Origin of the sequence: Bdellovibrio sp. HCB274 (genome assembly GCF_047306075.1) — a bacterium.
Lineage (GTDB): Bacteria > Bdellovibrionota > Bdellovibrionia > Bdellovibrionales > Bdellovibrionaceae > Bdellovibrio.
In genome coordinates this window covers 1518422-1536498 of sequence record NZ_CP178623.1, presented here as the reverse complement: position 1 = coordinate 1536498, position 18077 = coordinate 1518422, and the positions used below count along the sequence as shown (strand labels likewise).

Annotated in this window: 16 protein-coding genes; 8 read left to right on the top strand and 8 right to left on the bottom strand. The window is 45.6% G+C overall.

Annotation, left to right across the window (positions count from 1 at the left end; all coding sequences use genetic code 11):
- Positions 1–7: 7 nt before the first annotated feature.
- The 4 genes from ACLWNV_RS07500 to ACLWNV_RS07485 form a co-directional block, all read right to left on the bottom strand.
- Positions 8–493 (bottom strand): cytochrome c3 family protein, encoded by a 486-nt coding sequence (locus ACLWNV_RS07500; protein WP_413587310.1) that lies wholly within the window; start codon positions 491–493, stop codon positions 8–10.
- Between the two features lie 273 nt (positions 494–766).
- A complete protein-coding gene (locus ACLWNV_RS07495; protein WP_413587309.1) occupies positions 767–2425 on the bottom strand; it encodes a cytochrome c biogenesis protein in 1659 nt (552 codons plus the stop codon).
- The gene (locus ACLWNV_RS07490) at positions 2426–3835 is read right to left on the bottom strand and encodes a cytochrome c biogenesis protein ResB (protein ID WP_413587308.1); all 1410 of its coding nucleotides are present in this window, start codon (positions 3833–3835) and stop codon (positions 2426–2428) included.
- 60 nt (positions 3836–3895) lie between these two features.
- The gene (locus ACLWNV_RS07485; RefSeq protein WP_413587307.1) at positions 3896–4705 is read right to left on the bottom strand and encodes an N-formylglutamate amidohydrolase; all 810 of its coding nucleotides are present in this window, start codon (positions 4703–4705) and stop codon (positions 3896–3898) included.
- Between the two features lie 62 nt (positions 4706–4767).
- On the opposite strand from ACLWNV_RS07485, the gene ACLWNV_RS07480 reads away from it, so the two are divergent.
- Together ACLWNV_RS07480 and ACLWNV_RS07475 are read left to right on the top strand one after the other, a co-directional pair.
- On the top strand, positions 4768–5343 hold the full coding sequence (locus tag ACLWNV_RS07480) for a cob(I)yrinic acid a,c-diamide adenosyltransferase (RefSeq protein ID WP_413587306.1): 576 nt from the start codon (positions 4768–4770) through the stop codon (positions 5341–5343).
- A gap of 18 nt (positions 5344–5361) precedes the next feature.
- On the top strand, positions 5362–6489 hold the full coding sequence (locus tag ACLWNV_RS07475; RefSeq protein ID WP_413587305.1) for a hypothetical protein: 1128 nt from the start codon (positions 5362–5364) through the stop codon (positions 6487–6489).
- Between the two features lie 283 nt (positions 6490–6772).
- Here ACLWNV_RS07475 and ACLWNV_RS07470 read toward each other — a convergent pair whose 3' ends face one another.
- A complete protein-coding gene (locus tag ACLWNV_RS07470; protein ID WP_413587304.1) occupies positions 6773–7324 on the bottom strand; it encodes an N-acetyltransferase family protein in 552 nt (183 codons plus the stop codon).
- 254 nt (positions 7325–7578) lie between these two features.
- Positions 7579–7764 carry a hypothetical protein gene (locus tag ACLWNV_RS07465; protein ID WP_413587303.1) on the bottom strand — a complete coding sequence of 62 codons (186 nt, stop codon included), beginning with the start codon at positions 7762–7764 and terminating at the stop codon, positions 7579–7581.
- A gap of 349 nt (positions 7765–8113) precedes the next feature.
- Between ACLWNV_RS07465 and ACLWNV_RS07460 the strand changes: the two genes are divergently transcribed.
- Positions 8114–9016 (top strand): HNH endonuclease, encoded by a 903-nt coding sequence (locus tag ACLWNV_RS07460; RefSeq protein WP_413587302.1) that lies wholly within the window; start codon positions 8114–8116, stop codon positions 9014–9016.
- A gap of 454 nt (positions 9017–9470) precedes the next feature.
- Here ACLWNV_RS07460 and ACLWNV_RS07455 read toward each other — a convergent pair whose 3' ends face one another.
- Positions 9471–10487: a hypothetical protein gene (locus ACLWNV_RS07455; protein WP_413587301.1), complete on the bottom strand. Its 1017-nt coding sequence runs from the start codon at positions 10485–10487 to the stop codon at positions 9471–9473.
- Positions 10488–10598: 111 nt separating this feature from the next.
- Entirely contained in the window at positions 10599–11168 is a 570-nt protein-coding gene (locus tag ACLWNV_RS07450; RefSeq protein WP_413587300.1) for a hypothetical protein, read from the bottom strand.
- A 157-nt stretch (positions 11169–11325) separates the two neighbouring features.
- Between ACLWNV_RS07450 and gspC the strand changes: the two genes are divergently transcribed.
- From gspC to gspG, 5 genes are all read left to right on the top strand, one after another.
- Complete coding sequence (gene gspC, locus ACLWNV_RS07445; protein WP_413587299.1) at positions 11326–12240, top strand: type II secretion system protein GspC; 915 nt, start codon at positions 11326–11328, stop codon at positions 12238–12240.
- 22 nt (positions 12241–12262) lie between these two features.
- On the top strand, positions 12263–14545 hold the full coding sequence (gene gspD / locus ACLWNV_RS07440) for a type II secretion system secretin GspD (RefSeq protein WP_413587298.1): 2283 nt from the start codon (positions 12263–12265) through the stop codon (positions 14543–14545).
- 17 nt (positions 14546–14562) lie between these two features.
- Entirely contained in the window at positions 14563–16254 is a 1692-nt protein-coding gene (gspE, locus tag ACLWNV_RS07435; protein WP_413587297.1) for a type II secretion system ATPase GspE, read from the top strand.
- Position 16255: 1 nt separating this feature from the next.
- Complete coding sequence (gspF, locus tag ACLWNV_RS07430) at positions 16256–17476, top strand: type II secretion system inner membrane protein GspF (protein ID WP_413587296.1); 1221 nt, start codon at positions 16256–16258, stop codon at positions 17474–17476.
- Positions 17477–17667: 191 nt separating this feature from the next.
- Positions 17668–18072: a type II secretion system major pseudopilin GspG gene (gene gspG / locus ACLWNV_RS07425; RefSeq protein WP_413587295.1), complete on the top strand. Its 405-nt coding sequence runs from the start codon at positions 17668–17670 to the stop codon at positions 18070–18072.
- Positions 18073–18077 lie beyond the last annotated feature (5 nt).

Sequence of the window (18077 nt, the reverse complement as noted above, 5' to 3'; positions counted from 1 at the left end):
GAAACCCTTAGTAGTGACAAGTTGAGCAGTTAAGAGGAGCTTTGTTCTCTGGTTGACGGTGACAGTTCACACACCAGCCCATGGAAAGGTCAGAGAATTGCTCCACACGCTTCATCGTTTCGATTGGACCGTGACATGTTTGACAGTTCACGCCCTTAGCGATGTGTGCGTTGTGATTAAAGTGTACGAAATCAGGAAGCATGTGAACGCGTACCCACTCAACCGAGCCGCCGCTGTCGTATGCATCACGAAGTTTTTGAATTTCCGGTTTGTCTGTCGCTACTTGCAAGTGACAGTTCATGCACGTTGAAAGTGCTGGAATATTCGAGTGTTTGGATCTTTCCACCTGGTTGTGGCAGTATTGACACTGAATTTTGTTTGTTCCCGCATGCAGCTGGTGATCAAACGCAATCGGCTGCTCTGGAGCATAGCCTTTGTTGTAACCCCAACCTGGTTGGAATTTACAACCCGTGAGAAGTGTTGAAAAAATCATGAGCGCGCTCAAACAAGCTAACACGCCCGCCGTCGTACTTCTAAATACCCGATGCATAATCATCCTTTTGCTAAACTCCTATCCTCTTGTTGTAATTGAGGATTGAGGCCAACAACGCTGTCCTATATTTATTTTGCCCTTATTTAATGACTTAAAAGTCCAGTTGTCCATATTCTTTTTGCAAGCATATTGAAAAAGCGAGAGGCTTTGAGGCTCTCGCTTACTTTTTGTGCAAAAAAAATTTCGCATTGAAGCACACTGAAACAAAACTCCCTAGGAGTTTTTCGATGCTTTTTTAGTGCGGCCTTGACGCAAAACCCACACGTACAGCGCAAATAACAAATGTGCAGCCACAAAAGCAGACACGTATTCAACACCGCCAGCACCGAATCCGTAAGAATGAAGCCCCGCACCAAGAACGAAGTTCACACCGTACCAAGCCATGATAACTAAAGAGAAAGTGATAATCGCTGTCACTACCATGCCGAAATTTTTGATCATTCCTGCGTATCTCGCATGAAGAACTGCCAAATAACCAAGTAGAGCAATCAAAGCCCAAGTTTCCTTAGGATCCCATCCCCAGAATCTACCCCAGGAATAATCGGCCCAAATACCACCCAAGATAATTCCCGGAGCCAAGAACGCGACGCCGATTTGCATGGATCTGTAAATTGCTGTCACGACCGCACGAATCTTCTCGTGGTTTTTCTCTTCGCCACGCAGATAATAATATAGACCAAGGTCACCCAATCCGAACGCCAAGAAGAAAGCTGCGTAACTGATAGTGATAGTCATCACGTGGATCGTCAGCCAATAATTGCTGCGAAGCACTGGCTCCAGTGGTTGAAGCGTAGGATCTAAAACTGCCGGAGCAAAATCCGCAATGACCAATCCAAATGCCGCCACCAATGTCCCTGCAAACAGGATGATGCGGAATTTGTAGATCAACTCAAGAACTGCGGCAAACAGCACGGTCCCCCACGCGACCCACACGACAGTCTCATACATATTAGAGACCGGAGCGCGCTCCATGATGAACATGCGAACACCGAAGCCGTAGGTATTTAAAACAAAACCGATCACCAGGAAAACCCACGCGGCTTTCATAAGTGATTCTTTGGATAGTGCCCATACTAACAAAATTGCGATCGCTGCCAGAATGTAGAATACATAAGCCCAGCGGAACGGATGGAAGCTGTTGTAGTGAACCTCCGCTCTGATTCTTGTGTCATGATCATAGAGTGCAGGATTTTCCGCGCGCGCCGCTGTTTCAAACGCCACAACAGACTCATCTAGCTTTGTTGCCGCCGCATCGATATCCGCTTGGTTTGCACCACTCGCCACGCCACCGATGTAAGTTACAAACGACGTGGTGATGCCCATGAATTTTTGTTGAAACGCCTCTGGCAAATCTGCCACGGCAATCCATGCATCCCCTTCTTTTGGAGGAAGCACTTTCAGCATGCGGCCCGCAGCCACTTCCTGAAATACGAAGTATTGATTCTCAAGACGTTGCAACGCCTGGAAGTACGGATTCAATTTTTCTTTGGTTTCTCGTTTGGACTGAAGCTCCTGACGAAGCAAACCGAAACGATCATTGCCAAACAGTTCCTGGCCGTTGAAGTATCTTTGGTCCTTAGGAAGCTTCATCGCCTCCAGCACCTGGTGATTGCGCACTTCAAAGATTTTTTTGTCCGCCCACGCCTGCGGTGACAACATCCAGGTCAAAATGATTTCAGTCGCCTTACGTCCCTCGTAAGTTCCTTTGCCATAGACGATTTCCAGCATTTCTTTGGCGAAGCTGTCGTAAGGCTTGATACGACCGCCATCCTGAACCGGCAAGTATTTAAGTTGATCCCCGGGTTTTGCAAATGCTGTTACACCCGAAAAGGAAAGTAAAACTGCTGTCAAAAAGAGTAAAAACTTTTTCATCTATTTTTTCCCGCTGTCTTTCTTTTTAGCTATTTTAAAATCCAAATGTTTAAACCACATCAAAAGAACGATACCCAAACTTAGAATCAAAGATCCCAGGTACTTCCACGCTCGTCCCGGATCTGCATTGACCGAGAAAATGGAAGCCACAGGATGCCCGTTTTCCTCTTGGAAAGAGGCCTGGTAAATTGTCAGTCCTTTGTATTTCAAAGGCTCGTTCATGGAGATCTCGATCTCGCCAAGCTCCGGAACTTCCACCATGCTCTTGTAGGCTGCGGCTCTCATCGTTCCCTGATAACGATCCACTGCGAATGACTTCAACTGAATTGGAAATCCGACGTCGATACGACGATTGCCATAGGTTAACAGATACACAGCATTGTCGGTGAAAAGCTTCACCATATCGTTCAGCAAAACCCAGTGGGGCTTGCCCTGGAAAATAATTTTAACTGCAGACGTTGTTAACGGAGTTGGACGATCGCTGTCCTGCAAATCCCAGTCTTCCAAAGCCGACGGCAGGAATCTTAGCACGCGGAAATCCAAAGCCATTTTAAAGCCCGGATCGAAAACTTCGCCCTCTTTGAGAAAGCCGGACTTGCCTACTTTTTCTGATTCTTTATAAAAAACAGCATAGCGCAGACCGCCCTTTTCCTTCACAGGCTCCAGGTAGATTTCATTGCGCATTTGCCCTTTTGCCGGGATAGGACCCAAGTGCACTTGCGCCGGACCGAAATCATGGGTTTGCAAAGCTCCCGCTTTTTTCTGCACCAGCCACTCGATCACATTCACGTTGGGATTTTGCACTTGAAAGCGCAAACCCGAGCCCGCCTTGCCGCTTTCATCCGCGATGACTTTGCGTGAAGGCAGAACGTATTTTTTGTACTCGACGATTTTAATATCGCCTGCATAGACTGGGATAACTGCGGGCTTGGCTTCTGAAGGAGGTTTCGTGAAGAAATCCACCTCTTGCTCGTAAGTTTTAGAATAGCGATCGCCATCAAAAGAACTGTAAACCACCAAGTCTGTTTCAGCTGTTTGCACCAGATTGTTTTTTTGACCGATATCGATGCGCATCGATCCGTCCAGACCGTACTTCATGGTCAGCAAACCACCGAACAGCAAAATGATGATACCGATGTGAGCCAGCACGAAAGCCACGTGGCGTTTTTTCCACGGCAAACGATCCACCATCACGGCGATCAGGTTGATAACCAACATCCCCATGATCGTGTACATGTACCAAGTGTCGTAAACTAGTTTTTTCGCGGCATAGGCGTCGTACTTTGCCTCAACGATAGTTCCCACCGCAGTCAGAACGGCAATTGAAATGATAATGAAAACCGCAAGCTTCAAACTTGCCAGCGGTTTATTAAAACGCTTAATAAAAGACTTCACAGAAAACTTTGCCATAGAGCGAATATCTTTAGATGAAAGCCCGCCCCATGACTATGCTTTTCGGCCTTCGACACCCTACGTTAGGTGCTGCAAATTGTTGCGGATATAGCTGAGTGCGAAGCTGATTTTCTCCTGCACTTTTTTCGCTTCCTCGGGTTTTAGCTTCTTGGTTTTTTCGTCCATGTACAGCTCGCGGTTCATTTCGACCTGCAAAGTGTGCATTTCGCGACTTGGATCACCGTACTGCTCTGTGACGCGACCGCCAAAATATGGCCAGTTGTATCCAACCTTGAATCCTGCGGTCACATACGCGGCAATAACCAGATCTTTGAATCTTGGATCACAGCTTTTGCCTTTGCTATCGCTGACGACGATGTCAGCGCGGCGCTCGCCTGGATCGCGATGCTCACTGGTGCCTACGGATGGCATACTATGGGCATCAATGTGAAAGGTTTTTTTATAACCTTTTGCGTGAAGTTTCGCGTAAAGGTCACGGATATTATTATGGAAAGGCTCATATACCAACTTCACCAACTCATCGTGGGCTTGCTGGCTCATGGGCTCTTTCATAAGCTGGTGTTTGTAAGTTGTGATCACCCAGTGAAAACCACGATTGTGCATTCCTGCAGGATTTTTATTGCCGATCACAGACGTTGAATCCACGTCTTCGGGAACACGGTTCATATCCGCGGCATAGCGATGCCACTCGGTTTTAACATAAGGGATCTGAAGTTTTTCGAGTGTTGGCTCGTAAAGGAAATCCACATAACGATCGACGTCGCACATCACGATTTCTTCCGGCAGAGTATTCAACCAGGGAGTTTGCGGTGGAATTTTCTCTCCAGAATGCGGGATTGTTACCATTAACGGTGCTGTGATTTCCATAGGAACCTCTCTTGACCCCTTAACAGTAAAACGCGACACTTAAATTGAAAAGGGCAAAAGTTATGACAACACCTCCCAAAGCTAAGATCTACACTCGCACCGGCGACAAAGGTACTACCCGATTGGTGGATGGATCCTGCGTCGAGAAATTCAATCCGCGCGTGGAAGCTTATGGGACCGTGGATGAGTTGAACAGCTCATTGGGAGTTTGCCGTTCTTTGTTGCGCGAGCATCCTCTTTTGCTTTCTTTGGATGATATTCTTGAGAAAATACAAAATGAACTTTTCAACATTGGCAGCTTGCTTGCGACTGAAAAAGACGAAGTCTTTAAAATGCTGCCACCGATCACGGCTGAACAGATTCGCCTGATCGAAGTGAAAATTGACGAATTAACAGCGGATTTGCCAGAGCTTCGTAATTTTATTCTGCCTGCAGGCCACATTGTGGCTTCACACTTTCATGTGGCGCGTACTTGCTGCCGCCGCAGCGAACGCCGCTCGGCTGAAATCGCGGTGAAGGATGAACGTTACGCGATGAGCTTGCAGTACCTGAATCGTTTGAGTGACTTTTTATTTGTTGCCGCTCGCTGGGCCAACTTAAAAATGGGACAGACCGAAGTCCTTTGGCAAAAAACTTAAAGGGCTTGGACTGACTGAATGAAACTTGAGATTGCGTCCCCTGATGACTCTGCGGCCCTGGTTGAATTTTACAAAAGCTTTCCCCTTGACGGTCCATTGCAGATCAAGATTGATCGCAACAAGGATTTCTTTAAGCCCTATGAAATCCAGGCTGAAAAAGCGCTGACTTATACTCTTAAAGATGAAAACACGCTGGAAGGCATGGCAAGTTTTGTCGTGCGCGATGTTTTATTGGAAAACAAAGTGCGCACTGTCGCCTTCGGTCGGGATTTGCGTATCGCTGCCAATCGTAAAGCTATTCTTGAATGGGGCCAGCACTTTTTGCCGGTTATGAATGAAGTGTCTTCAGTCTTGGATGCTAAGTACTTTTTCACGGTGATGAGTTTGAACGAGGCGAAATCCATGAACGCCTTTGTTCGTCAGCGCAACACCAAGCGTTCTTTGCCTCGCTATTATCTATTCCGTCGTTTGAATATGATTTCTTTGCACGGGCGTTTTCCTTGGGCGAAAAATCCGCTGCCGCATCTGCGCATGCGCCACGGGAATGCTTCGAACGTGGATGCTTTGATTTATTACATCTCACAAAAATCCCGCTCTAAAGATTTAGCTACTGTGTGGGATGCGCAAAGTTTTCATGACAAGTTAGACCGCTGGCAGGGTTTGAAGCTTGAGGATTTCATCATCGCCTTTGATAAAGATGAAAACATCGTGGGTTGCTGTGCTCCTTGGTCTGCGGAAGGCATGCAGGATTTCATTCCTATGACTTACAACCTGAAGGCGCATAATTTCAGACAGTTTTTGAAGTTTGGAAAAATGCTGGGTTGGACTCGTACTATGACGAAGCCTTTTTCCCGCTTGAAGATTGAAGCTAGCTTGAATTTTAAGTATTTAAACTTCCTGCACGCTGACAATGGCGATATTTTCGAGGCTTTGTTGTGGAAAGCTTTTGATGATGCTCGCGAGAATGAATTTTTGGTGTATAACCAAATGCGCTCGGAGTTTATCTATCGCAGGCCCATGAATTGGGTTTCGGCCAAGTTGCCGTTTGGAGTTTACTTGATGCTGCCGCCAGATCACGAGCCGCCTTCGTTCCTGCATCCTTCGAATGAACGACCTATTGAGATGGAGCCGTTTTTTACGTTTTAATCTAGAGGGCTCGACACAAAGCTTCATGGTAGCGCGGTAGATTAATAAACTTTTTCGAAAATTGAAAATACGGGCCCGGTTGGAATATCGACGCTTTGGCGCACTCTTCGGGATAGTTCCAAATTGAGAGCAACTCCACGATCATTGAATTTATTTCTTCCAGGTTTCGTGGGTCGGCTTTTTTTTAAATTCAGTCATTTGAGACAGAGCAATCCTTCCAAGCTGCGTGCATTATAGGAGCACCCTCAGCCACGTGGCGATTAAAATTTAGGCTCTTAGAATTCTAAAGCTTTAAAACCATCATGACTTCATCGCAGAATGTGCCGTCTGGTTGCAAATAGGCCTGCGGTCTTCTGCCGAACTCTTTGAATCCCACTTTTTTGTAGAGGTGAAATGCCTGATGGTTTTCACTCATCATGCTAAGTTCAACATGTGTCAGTCCCTCTATTGTTCTAATTTCGTTGAGGAGTTTCTTAAACAACAGCTCCCCCAACCCTTCTCCGCGCATGGTGGGATGAAGCGAAATTCCTAAAACCGAGCGATGCTTTGTCTTTGTTCCTTTATAGGCTGCAAAGTCCAACACCCCAACAATGCGATTTTCATACTCTGCCAAAATAGCCAGACCGCGGGGATTATTCAGATAACCCTCGATCCATTTGATTTCCACTTCCAGCGGTTGATTCGCGAAAAATTCAGGACCGTTTAAAATGTACGGCGACGTGGCTGCGACCTCGACCATGGCATCCAGAATATTCTGCGCGTCCTCCACTTTTGGAGATCTTAATGTTACAGATTTATTCTTTTTGGTTACAACAGTCTCTGGTGCGAATTCCATTTGGCCTCCGTCTGACAGGATTTATGATTGGCAGTGTGAAGTCAAACTTCTGATGCTTTGATAATTTTTATGGGAGTCATAAGAGTTTTTGTGTTCTTGTTAATTCCGGTTAAGGCAACACTATTGCTTTTCTCCACTGCACTCCCCTGGACGCATTCCACTCTCACTTATATCTACTGATTTTATCTATCTATCTATCTATCTATCTATCTATCTATCTATCTATCTATCTATCTATCTATCTATCTATCTATCTATCTATCTATCTCTCCTTCCTTCTCTCCTTCCTTCTCTCCTTCCTTCCTTCCTTCCTTCCTTCCTTCCTTCCTTCCTTCCTTCCTTCCTTCCTTCCTTCCTTCCTTCCTTCCTTCCTTCCTTCCTTCCTTCCTTCCTTCCTTCCTTCCTTCTCTTATTTCATTTATCGGTCTTTCAGCTTTCACACTTACTTCTCTTCACTCTTAATCGAGCCAATTCATCAGCCCCCCTTTTCTCGCCCATCAGTCAGTCGACCAACTTACTTTTGCGTTACCATGAAGCAGTGTTTCAGTTACCTAAATCTAAAGAATTTTTTCTTGCCATGTTTTTCCTCTGCATAGAATCAGCACGACTGCTATAAAACTTTTTGTTCGAGGTCGATCCCGTTTCATTCAATATCTCTTCACCTGATGTCGTTAAATGAGGATAAACGTCAACTTAGGAGACGTTTCCCGCAACCAATTCCTCGGCGAAAATGCTCAAATTTTGCATTTAAAAAGTCGTGATACAAGATCATCACACAAGGAGATTCTTATGAATTTGACTGAGGTTTCGAATACAGAGTTGCTGGGGCGCTTGGAAAAGCTGGCGCAAAGTGAACGAAAAATTACTCATTTGATTCTTATGCATATAAACGAGATGGAGGGTCGCCGCCTTTATGCAGAGCTTGGTTATGATTCGATGTTTCGGTATTTGACTCGTCACTTGAAATATAGCGACGACGCTGCCTATCGCCGACTAAGTGCTGCTCGCTTATTAAAGCAGGCGCCTGAGATTTCTGAAAAGATTGAAAACGGATCTTTAACTTTGACTCAGTTAACTCAAGTTCAATCGGCAATCAGAATGGAGTCTAAAATCGCTATAAGCCAGGGTCTTTCAGCCAGCGCATCGCTTCCCCAAATTCTTGAAAAAATTGAAAACAAATCAACTTACGAAACAAAGTCCTGCTTGGCGCACGAATTCAATTTGCCGATTCGCGAAATTGAAACTTTAACTCCTCAGCGGGATGAATCTGTTCGATTTGAAATCACTTTAACTGCAGAGCAAATGAAAACTTTGGAATCAGCGCGCGATCTAATGTCGCACATTCTTCCGGATGGAAACTGGGCAGATTTCCTGACTTTACTTGCAGAAAAACAGATCAAACAAATCATCAACAAAGACTCTCGAAGAACCAAACCAACGCAAAGCTTCATGGTAACGCAAAAACGCCAGCACATTAAAGTCTCCACAAAAGCTGAATTGTTATTAAAAGCCGATTACTGCTGCGAGTTTATCGGTACCGGCGGAAAAAAATGCAATTCAAAATACCAGCTTCAAATTGATCATATTCAACCAGTCGCTCTGGGTGGAAAGAATGAAAAGGCAAATTTGAGAGTGCTGTGCCGAACACATAACTTAGCAGCAGCAGAAAAATTGGGATTAAAGATGCATTGATGCTTATGAAAGATCCCGAAAATTGCGATTGATTTAGGTTTTAGGTTTTAGGGTCAAGTGTCAAGGTTCAAGAATTAAGAAGTTTGAATTCAGGATTTAGTATTCATGGATGGAGGATTCACTTGAATGCCTGAATAAGAACTTGGGAAATTACGATTGATTGATGTTTCAGAATTCAGAGTTCATTGATCCATGGATTCATTGATTGGCTAGATAGATAGATAGATAGATAGATAGATAGATAGATAGATAGATAGATAGATAGATAGATAGATAGATAGATAGATAGATAGATAGATAGATAGATAGATAGATAGATAGATAGATAGATAGATAGATAGATAGATAGATAGATAGATAGATAGATAGATAGATAGATAGATAGATAGATAGATAAATTGAGTGAGTGAGTGAGTGATAGAAAAAAATATGCCTAATTATTCAAAGAATAATCTTAAAAATAATAACTAAGATTCACACCATAAGACGTGGAAGTAGTCTTCGCAGGGTACTTTTCACCATTCATAAAAATACTGCTTTCTTCTTCCGTTTCAGCAGTCGATTGAGAAAAGAACGCGGAGTACGTTATTCCCTTATCAGAACCCCAACCAAAATTGAAAGATGTCTCTAAACGCTCATCGCTGGAAGACAAATCGTTATACAACAAATTTGATGGAATCAAGTCTTCAAGATCGGCGAAATTACCGAAAATTTGTCGGACGCGGGCTCCGAGGGACAGCTTTCCGATACGCACTTCACCCGAAACACTCAATCTGGCAGATTGCGGAGGAGCTTTGATCAACTCCAAAGGATTGTCTTTGGCATCAAGATCAGACTCTTCCATCTGCTCCACGCTGCCCTCGACGCGAAAGCTTTTTGACGTGAAGCCCACACCGGCCCCAAATCCGAGACTTTGGGTTTTAGCAGGCCAAACTTCAGTCGTTCCCTGCGCACCACTCGAGGGATCATAGTAAGTATAAGTATAATCCGCACTCGAGGCTCTTTGCATAGCATAAGCACCCACAGTGAAGCCTTTAAAGTTATACGCTGACCCTGCTTTAAAAAGCAGATAGTTGATCTGTACTTTTAAGTCATTCGCGGAAACATTCGGCGGAGCACCCACGTGAAAGCGGTTAAACGTATCATACTTTGCCGTGGCAACCCCGAGGCCAATCAAACCAAAATCAACAATGCCCCCGGCATACATGGACTTCGCCGAATTCGTAACATTTCGGGTTCCGTAAGTAGTCGAATTAATATGCTCCGTCTTCTCCCCGGTTTCATAGTCGAAAAGACCTTCAAACGTTGCCATTCGACTGCCTTTTGTCGCTCCGAAAAGTGAGTTTTTCTGAAGTGCCACATCTGTTTGCACTCCGCCGACAATTCCACCGGTAGCAACTTCATGGTCTTTATGAATATCTTTTTTCCCGGCATCCAGGGAAATCAAAGCTTGAGCACGTTGATGAGCCACGCCCGGATTAATCGACCGAACACTGGGAAAAAATGAACTGCCGGCGATTTGCGCCATGGCAGAAGAGCATAATAAAAAAATAAAAAGAGAAGCGACCAAACCCCTCATCAATTAAATGAAGGGCTGCTGATTGTCGCTGAAACTGTCGCGAACCTGAGGCCAGAACCATCCAAGATTTGGATCGGCGGCGATAACGTCTTTGATTTGAACTTCGATATCTTTGCGAGTCGTAACTTCACGACGCAACCAGAACTCAACCTCGTCATAGCCAGGGCCAATAACGGTGATTTCAACTTTGTCCATGAAATGCAATAAATGAAGATCTCTGGTAGCCACCTCGCGGCCGGCCACCTTGGCATTGATAAAATTGTGCACGACGTTCTTTAGTTCATCCAAAGAACGATGATTGATTCTTCTCAGAATCAAATCCGCACGCTGATCACGATTGACCCAGCGTTGGTGTAAGCCTCTTTGCACAAGGTTGATCAAAAGAGTGCGTAACACACTCGGTATCTGACGAAATTCATCATCAGACAGTGACATTACCTGCATCAAGTCCACGTAGCGAGCCTGCTCCTGGCCGCGACGAAGGGAGGTAAGCACTTCAGGAATCCGCAAAACTGATTCGCGAATCCCCATTAGATCAATTCCTGCTCCATCCGTGAAGTAGAGAATTCTCATAACTCTATCATGGCGTATCTTCCGAGATTTTAAATGAAAATCAGAGCGTTAGGACCATGGTCCAGCATGTATTTTTTGATGCAGCCCGCCCCCAGGTTTGGTACGATGGTCTGAGGCCCAAGGACTAGGTGCCGGAAATAACAAAGGATTTGCAACTGTGATTTCACGCAACCAGAAAAATCAGCGTCCACCATTTGAAAAATGGTATTCGTATATTTTATTTATCTTCATCGGTTACTGTGTTGCGGACCTTGCAATTCTTTCTTATCGCGATCGCATGCTGCCGCAAACCGCGCCACCAGCGCATCCCAAGGCTCCACCCGTTTCCAGCTCTGTAAGCTCAGGTTTTTATAACAATATTACTTCTAGAAATATCTTCGCTTCCAATGGTCTGATTCCTGATCAATTGGTAGACAAAAACAAGGGCGCTGCCGAGCAAAAAGAAGCAGATCCGGTTCCATCTCAGTTACCTCTGAATTTGATCGGTACACTTGTGCATTCCATTCCTGAAAAATCCATCGCATCGATTGAAATCCGCGGCAAAAATCAGGTCATTTCCTACTCTGCCGGCAAAGAAATCGAAGGCATGGCGAACATCGTGCGCATCGAAAGACAGAAAGTTATTTTCCGCAATCTGAATTCAAATCGCCTGGAATATATCGAGATGAAAAAAGAAGGCGGAAAATTGAATTTCGCCGCAGCGAAAGCGCCATCAACATCTTCGGGCGAAGTTAAAAAAGGCAACGACAACAACTTCACTCTGTCACGCGCCACTTTGTTGAAATATACCAACGACCTTTCCAGCATTTTGATGCAGGCCCGCGCCGTTCCGAATCGCGAACCCGGCACTGGCAATATTAATGGCTTCCGCGTTTTAGATATGCAACCTGGCAGTATTTACGAACAACTGGGCATCCAAAGAATGGATGTGATTAAGTCCGTCGACGGCAATCCTGTCGACAGCCCTGCCAAGGCGATGGAGTTGTACCAAACTTTGAAGAACAACAACAAAGTTGTTCTTCAGGTTGAGCGCAACGGCAAAAACGAAACAATGACTTATAATATTCAATAACTCCCTCAGGAGGAGAGAGCATATGAAAAAATCCGTCAGCATAGGAATTGCGTCATTGATGACAGCACAGCTGGTAACACCTGCGGCACAAGCGCAGTTTGAAAGCTTCCCACCCCCGCCACCTCCACCGGATTTTGGCAATCAGGACAATAGCGGCTTCGCTTCTCCAGAGCCGTCTTCAGAAGTTATGCATGGCGGCTCCCCGCGTGGTGGCAGCGATGAATCAGGTCAGGTTTTGACAAAAGCTCAGCGCGAGAAATTTGCAAAAGCACCGACTGAAGACATCAACAATAAAAACTTCTCCCAAACGATCGAATCCTTCGACTACCCGAATGTGGAAATCACAGAGCTGGTTAAAGCGATGGGCGAGTTGACCGGGAAAAACTTTATCATCGATCCAGGTGTTCGCGGTAAGATCACAATCAGCGCGCCATCCAAGATCACCGTGGCAGAAGCGTATAACGCTTTCCTTTCGGCCCTTGCGATTAACAGCTTCACAGTAGTACCTTCCGGCGGATTCCTGAAAATCAAATCCTCCAGAAATGCCCAGCGTGACAATATCGATGTGTACTCTGGTGCTTATTATCCAAACACAGATCAAATGATCACAAGAATCATCCACTTGAAGCACATCTCTGCGGCTCAAGTGAATCGTGATTTGCGTATCCTGCCATCCAAAGATGGTGAGATGAATATCTACGAGCCAACGAACTCGATCATTATCTCGGACTACGGCGCAAATATTGACCGTGTTATGAGAATCATCAGCCAGTTGGACGTTCCAGGATTTGAAGAACAACTTGAAGTTATCCCTATTAAGTTCGCGAAAGCTAAAGACCTTGCCGACCTGGTGGATAAAATCGTCAATAAAGGCAATAAAAGCTCGGGCTCAGCACCAGGCACATTCACGGCTGGCGTTCCCCGCTTCTCGCGCTCTTCCGGGGGCACTTCTGCACAACAAGGTGCAAGTTTCTTTATGGCGATTCCTGATGACAGAACCAACTCGATCATCGTGGTTGGTAACAAATCCGGTATCGTGCGCATTAAAAAACTAATCAGTCAGTTGGACTTTAGAATTCGCGCCGAAGATTCCGGCGGAGTTTACGTTTATTACGTTAAAAACGGTGATGCGGAAAAAATCGCACAAACTCTTTCTGGCGTAACTAAAGAAGCCGCTCCAAAACCAAGCACCGGCGCCCCAAGCCTTCTGTCCCCGATTGGTGGTCAGATGCAGGCTCCTCAGGAAATTTTCGGCGGCGATGTTAAAATCACAGCCGACAAAGCGACAAACAGCCTGGTGATCACAGCCAGCAAACAAGACTACGAAGTGGTTTTGAATTTGCTTAACAAAATCGACATTGCTCGCGATCAGGTTTACGTAGAAGCGATCATCATGGAGATGAGTGCTTCTGATATCGACACTTGGGGTATCGGCTACTATCAATACGGCGATAACGGTTACGGTAAAGTCGGCTTCAACGGTGGTATCAACCTGCAAGACATGTTGAATCCAACCGGCGGTTCGGGCGCCATCCTGGGTTTCGGTTCTGGTAAAGTGATCGAAATCACTCCGTTCGGCTCTTCGACTCCGATTAAGATTCCGTCTTTGGTGGGTTTCATCAACTTCCTGAAACAAACCAAAAAAGCCAATATCCTGTCCACGCCAACGATCATCGCCTTGGATAATAACGAAGCAGAAATCGAAGTGGGTGATAAAGTTGTAACCAGCATGCAGCAAAACGTATCTGGTACAAGCGGTACGGTAACTACGACGCCAACAATGGAAGATGCAACGATCAAGCTTCATATCAAGCCGTTCATCAGCCCGTCTTCAAATTCGATCCGCATGGAAATCAAACAACAGGTGACTCAGCTTTCATCAGCTGCAGTTCCTAAAGATTTCCAGAACAACACGCAGCCGCTGGCAAAACGTTCGATCAACACCATGATCAACGTGAAAAACGGCGACACGGCTATTCTGGGTGGATTGATCAAGGAAGACGATGTTGAGTCGGTAGTAAAAGTCCCTCTTTTGGGTGACATCCCTATTTTGGGTTGGTTGTTCAAATCCCGCGATATCCGTAAGACAAAAACAAACATGGTTTCATTCCTGACTCCGAAAATCGTTCGTAATTCAGATGATATGAACCACGTTGTTTCCAAGCGTTTGGATGATCGCATAGACTACATCAAAGGCCAGGGCGGAAAAGACCCATATGGTGCTAAGATAGATCCGATCTACAGAAAAGCAAAAGGTGAGCTTCCTCCAGAAGCCGCTCCAGCAGACCCTGAAGACGTAGAGTAATTTAAGAAGGAATTTTAATGGCCACTGTGGATGTTCTGACAATTCTGTCCAAAGCTACTTCAATGACACAGGATCAAGTACGTTCTGTGCTTGCCAACCCGTCGGTCGTCAGACCCGTGACCGTCGGGGAAGCTTTAAATCAGAAAGAATTCTCCACAGCGGATGAAGTCGTCGGTGATCTGTGTAAGGAATTGGGATTGGATTTTATCCGCGATATCCCCGTTGCAGATATCAACGCTGACTTGATCCGGGAAATCCCGATCAACTACGCAAAACAACATCAAATCCTCCCCTACAAGGACGAACCGGATCAAATGATTGCTTTAACCAGCAATCCCGTAAATCTGAAATCCCTGGATGATTTGAAAGTTCTGTTTGGTAAAAAAGTCCGTCCTTTGATCACCACCACTGTTCGCATTCAGGATGCGATCAACAAGGTGTACGAAAAATCCACGGCAAACCTTTCGGGCTTGGATGAAATCGACGAAGAGGATTATGACCTTGATGATCCAATCGTGGATCTGCTTGAGGCTGGCGAGGACGATGCGCCGGTTATCAAAATGGTGAACAGCCTTCTGTTCCGCGCGGTGAAAGAAAAAGCGTCAGATATCCATATCGAGCCCTATGAAAAAGACATGGTCGTGCGTTTCCGTACCGACGGTGTTTTGATGGATGTCTTTAAACCACCTAAAAAACTGCAAAACGCGATCACGTCACGTATCAAAGTTATGGCGAACTTAAACATCGCGGAAAAACGTCTTCCTCAGGATGGTCGTATCCCCTTGAAGGTCGGCGGTAAAGATATCGATATCCGTCTTTCTACGGTACCAACCGCTCACGGTGAACGTCTGGTGATGCGTATTCAGGATAGATCGACAGTTATTCTTGAGCTTGAGCAATTAGGTTTCTCGAGAGAAAACCTGGATCGCCTGGATGATTTGTTATCGAGGAATGACGGCATCATGCTGGTCACGGGTCCTACGGGTTCGGGTAAATCCACGACTCTGTACGGTGCTCTTTCAAAATTGAACAAACCTGACGTAAATATCCTGACCGTAGAAGATCCGGTGGAGCAACGTATCCACGGGATCGGTCAGGTTCAAACCAATGCAAAAATTGGTTTAACCTTCGCGGCCGGCTTAAGATCTTTTCTTCGTCAAGACCCCGACATCATCATGGTCGGTGAGATTCGTGACTTGGAAACTGCCGAACTTGCGATCCAAGCGTCCCTTACGGGTCACTTGGTTTTATCTACTCTGCATACCAATGACTCTGCCGGCGCCTTCCCGCGTTTGATTGACTTCGGGGTGGAGCCATTCCTTATCGCCACTTCCGTTATGGGCGTGGTTGCTCAGCGTCTGGTGCGTGTTCTTTGCCCGCATTGCAAAGCTCCCCACGAGCCGACCGATTTTGAATTGTCTTTGCTGGGAGTGACCCGCGAAGTTGCAAGCAAGAGCCACATCTGTAAAGCCATGGGTTGTTCAGAGTGTGGGCAAAAAGGTTATTCAGGTCGTACGACGATCAGTGAGCTGATGGTTGTGACGGATGATATCCGCTCTTTGATCATGCAACGTAAAGACGGTGCCACACTGAAAAAACAAGCTTTGGCCAATGGAATGAAAACATTCCGTGACCACGGTATTGCCAAAGTACTGGCTGGTGTGACTACAATTGAACAGTTAACTACGAATACGCAACTGGATCTATAATATGCCAATTTTTGAGTATAAGGGCCTGACCCGTGACGGAAAAAACACCAAGGGTGTAATAGACGCAGAAAATCTGCGCGCGGCCCGCACTAAACTCAAAAGAGACGGCGTCTATGTTGTCGACATTCGTGACAAGAAAAAATTAGACACTAAAAAATCCAAAGGCGCTCCCCGCGCCACAAAACAGGTTCAGGTAAAAGATCTGTCCTTGATGACCCGTCAGCTGGCGACGTTGGTGAAGGCCAATATCCCTTTGGTGGATGCTTTGACTGCGATTGCTGAACAGGTGGAAAATCCAACCCTTTCTGAAGCTATTGCTGACTGTAAGAACATGGTGAACGAAGGTTCGCCCTTTCATAAGGCTTTGCAAAAATACCCGAACATTTTCACCAAGATTTATATCTCGATGGTGGAAGCCGGGGAAATGTCAGGAAGTTTGGATGTAATCTTAATGCGTCTGGCAGAGTTTACTGAAGCCCAGGCCGATCTTCGCGCCAAAGTTTCCAGTGCCATGACCTACCCGATCATCATGTTGGTGGTGACAATAGGTTTGCTTTCTTTCTTGTTCATTTTCCTGATTCCTAAAATGGTCACGGTGTTTGAATCTGCTCCGAACCTGGTTTTGCCTTGGTACACGGTGGCTTTAATCAACGCGTCCCAATTCATGGTGAATTATTGGTACATCATCTTTGGTGCGATCTTTATCGCCATTGTGATGTTTAGAAACTGGAAATCCAGTCCGTCTGGCAGAAACCAATGGGATGCGATTTCTTTAAGACTTCCGATTGCAGGTCCTGCGGTTCGCATGGTTGCAGTTTCCCGCTTTACCAGAACTCTGGCGACTCTTTTAACCGGTGGCGTTCCGATGCTGACAGCACTCGATATCGTTAAAAACGTCGTGGACAACAACGTTCTTGCCGTCGCGATCGAAGAAGCCCGACAAAACATCGCGGAAGGTGAATCCATCGCCGGTCCTTTGAAAAAATCCAATCAGTTCCCACCCATCGTCATCCACATGGTTAACATTGGTGAAAAAACCGGGGATCTGGAAAACATGCTGACTCAGGTTTCAGATGCTTTCGACTTTCAGGTTAAGAACAAACTGGAATCTTTGACGTCCCTGATGACACCAGTCGTTACTGTATTGATGGGTTTCGCCATTGCGATGATCGTATTTGCGGTCATGGTGCCAATGTTTGAAATGACCAATATCGCCGGATAGTACGCCCTTAAAAGCTTAAATGAGACAGCAATAGGAAGTTAATTTTTTACTTTAACTTCCTGATCAAAACTCCGTTTTCAGGTGAGTTTTGTGAGAAATAACAAGACAAAAGAATGTGCCAAGTCAGAAGCATCTCTTTACCGGGGTAAAGCCTTCTGTTAGTATTTCATTCGGCAACAAGGAGTTTTTAAATGTTAGCTATCAATAATCGCAAGGGTATGACTTTGATCGAGATCATGATCGTCCTTGCCATCATCGGCGGTATCTCTGCACTTCTGCTTCCTCGTCTGACTGGTTCCATGGACAAGGCAAAAGTTAAAGAAACCAAAATCCACATGGGTCAGATTTCAAACGCTTTGCAAATGTACTACACAGATTGCAACAAGTACCCGCAAACGCTGGAAGGTCTTACAACTCAAGATCCAAATTGCAGCAACTGGGGTCCAGAACCTTATATCAAAAATATCAAAGACCGTTGGGAACATGACTATGTTTACGAACTTAACGGCAGCGAGATTCATTTGAAATCTTACGGTAAAGATGGTCGCGAAGGTGGCTCTGGCTACGACGCTGACATCTCTTTGGACGATCTTTAGTCCTT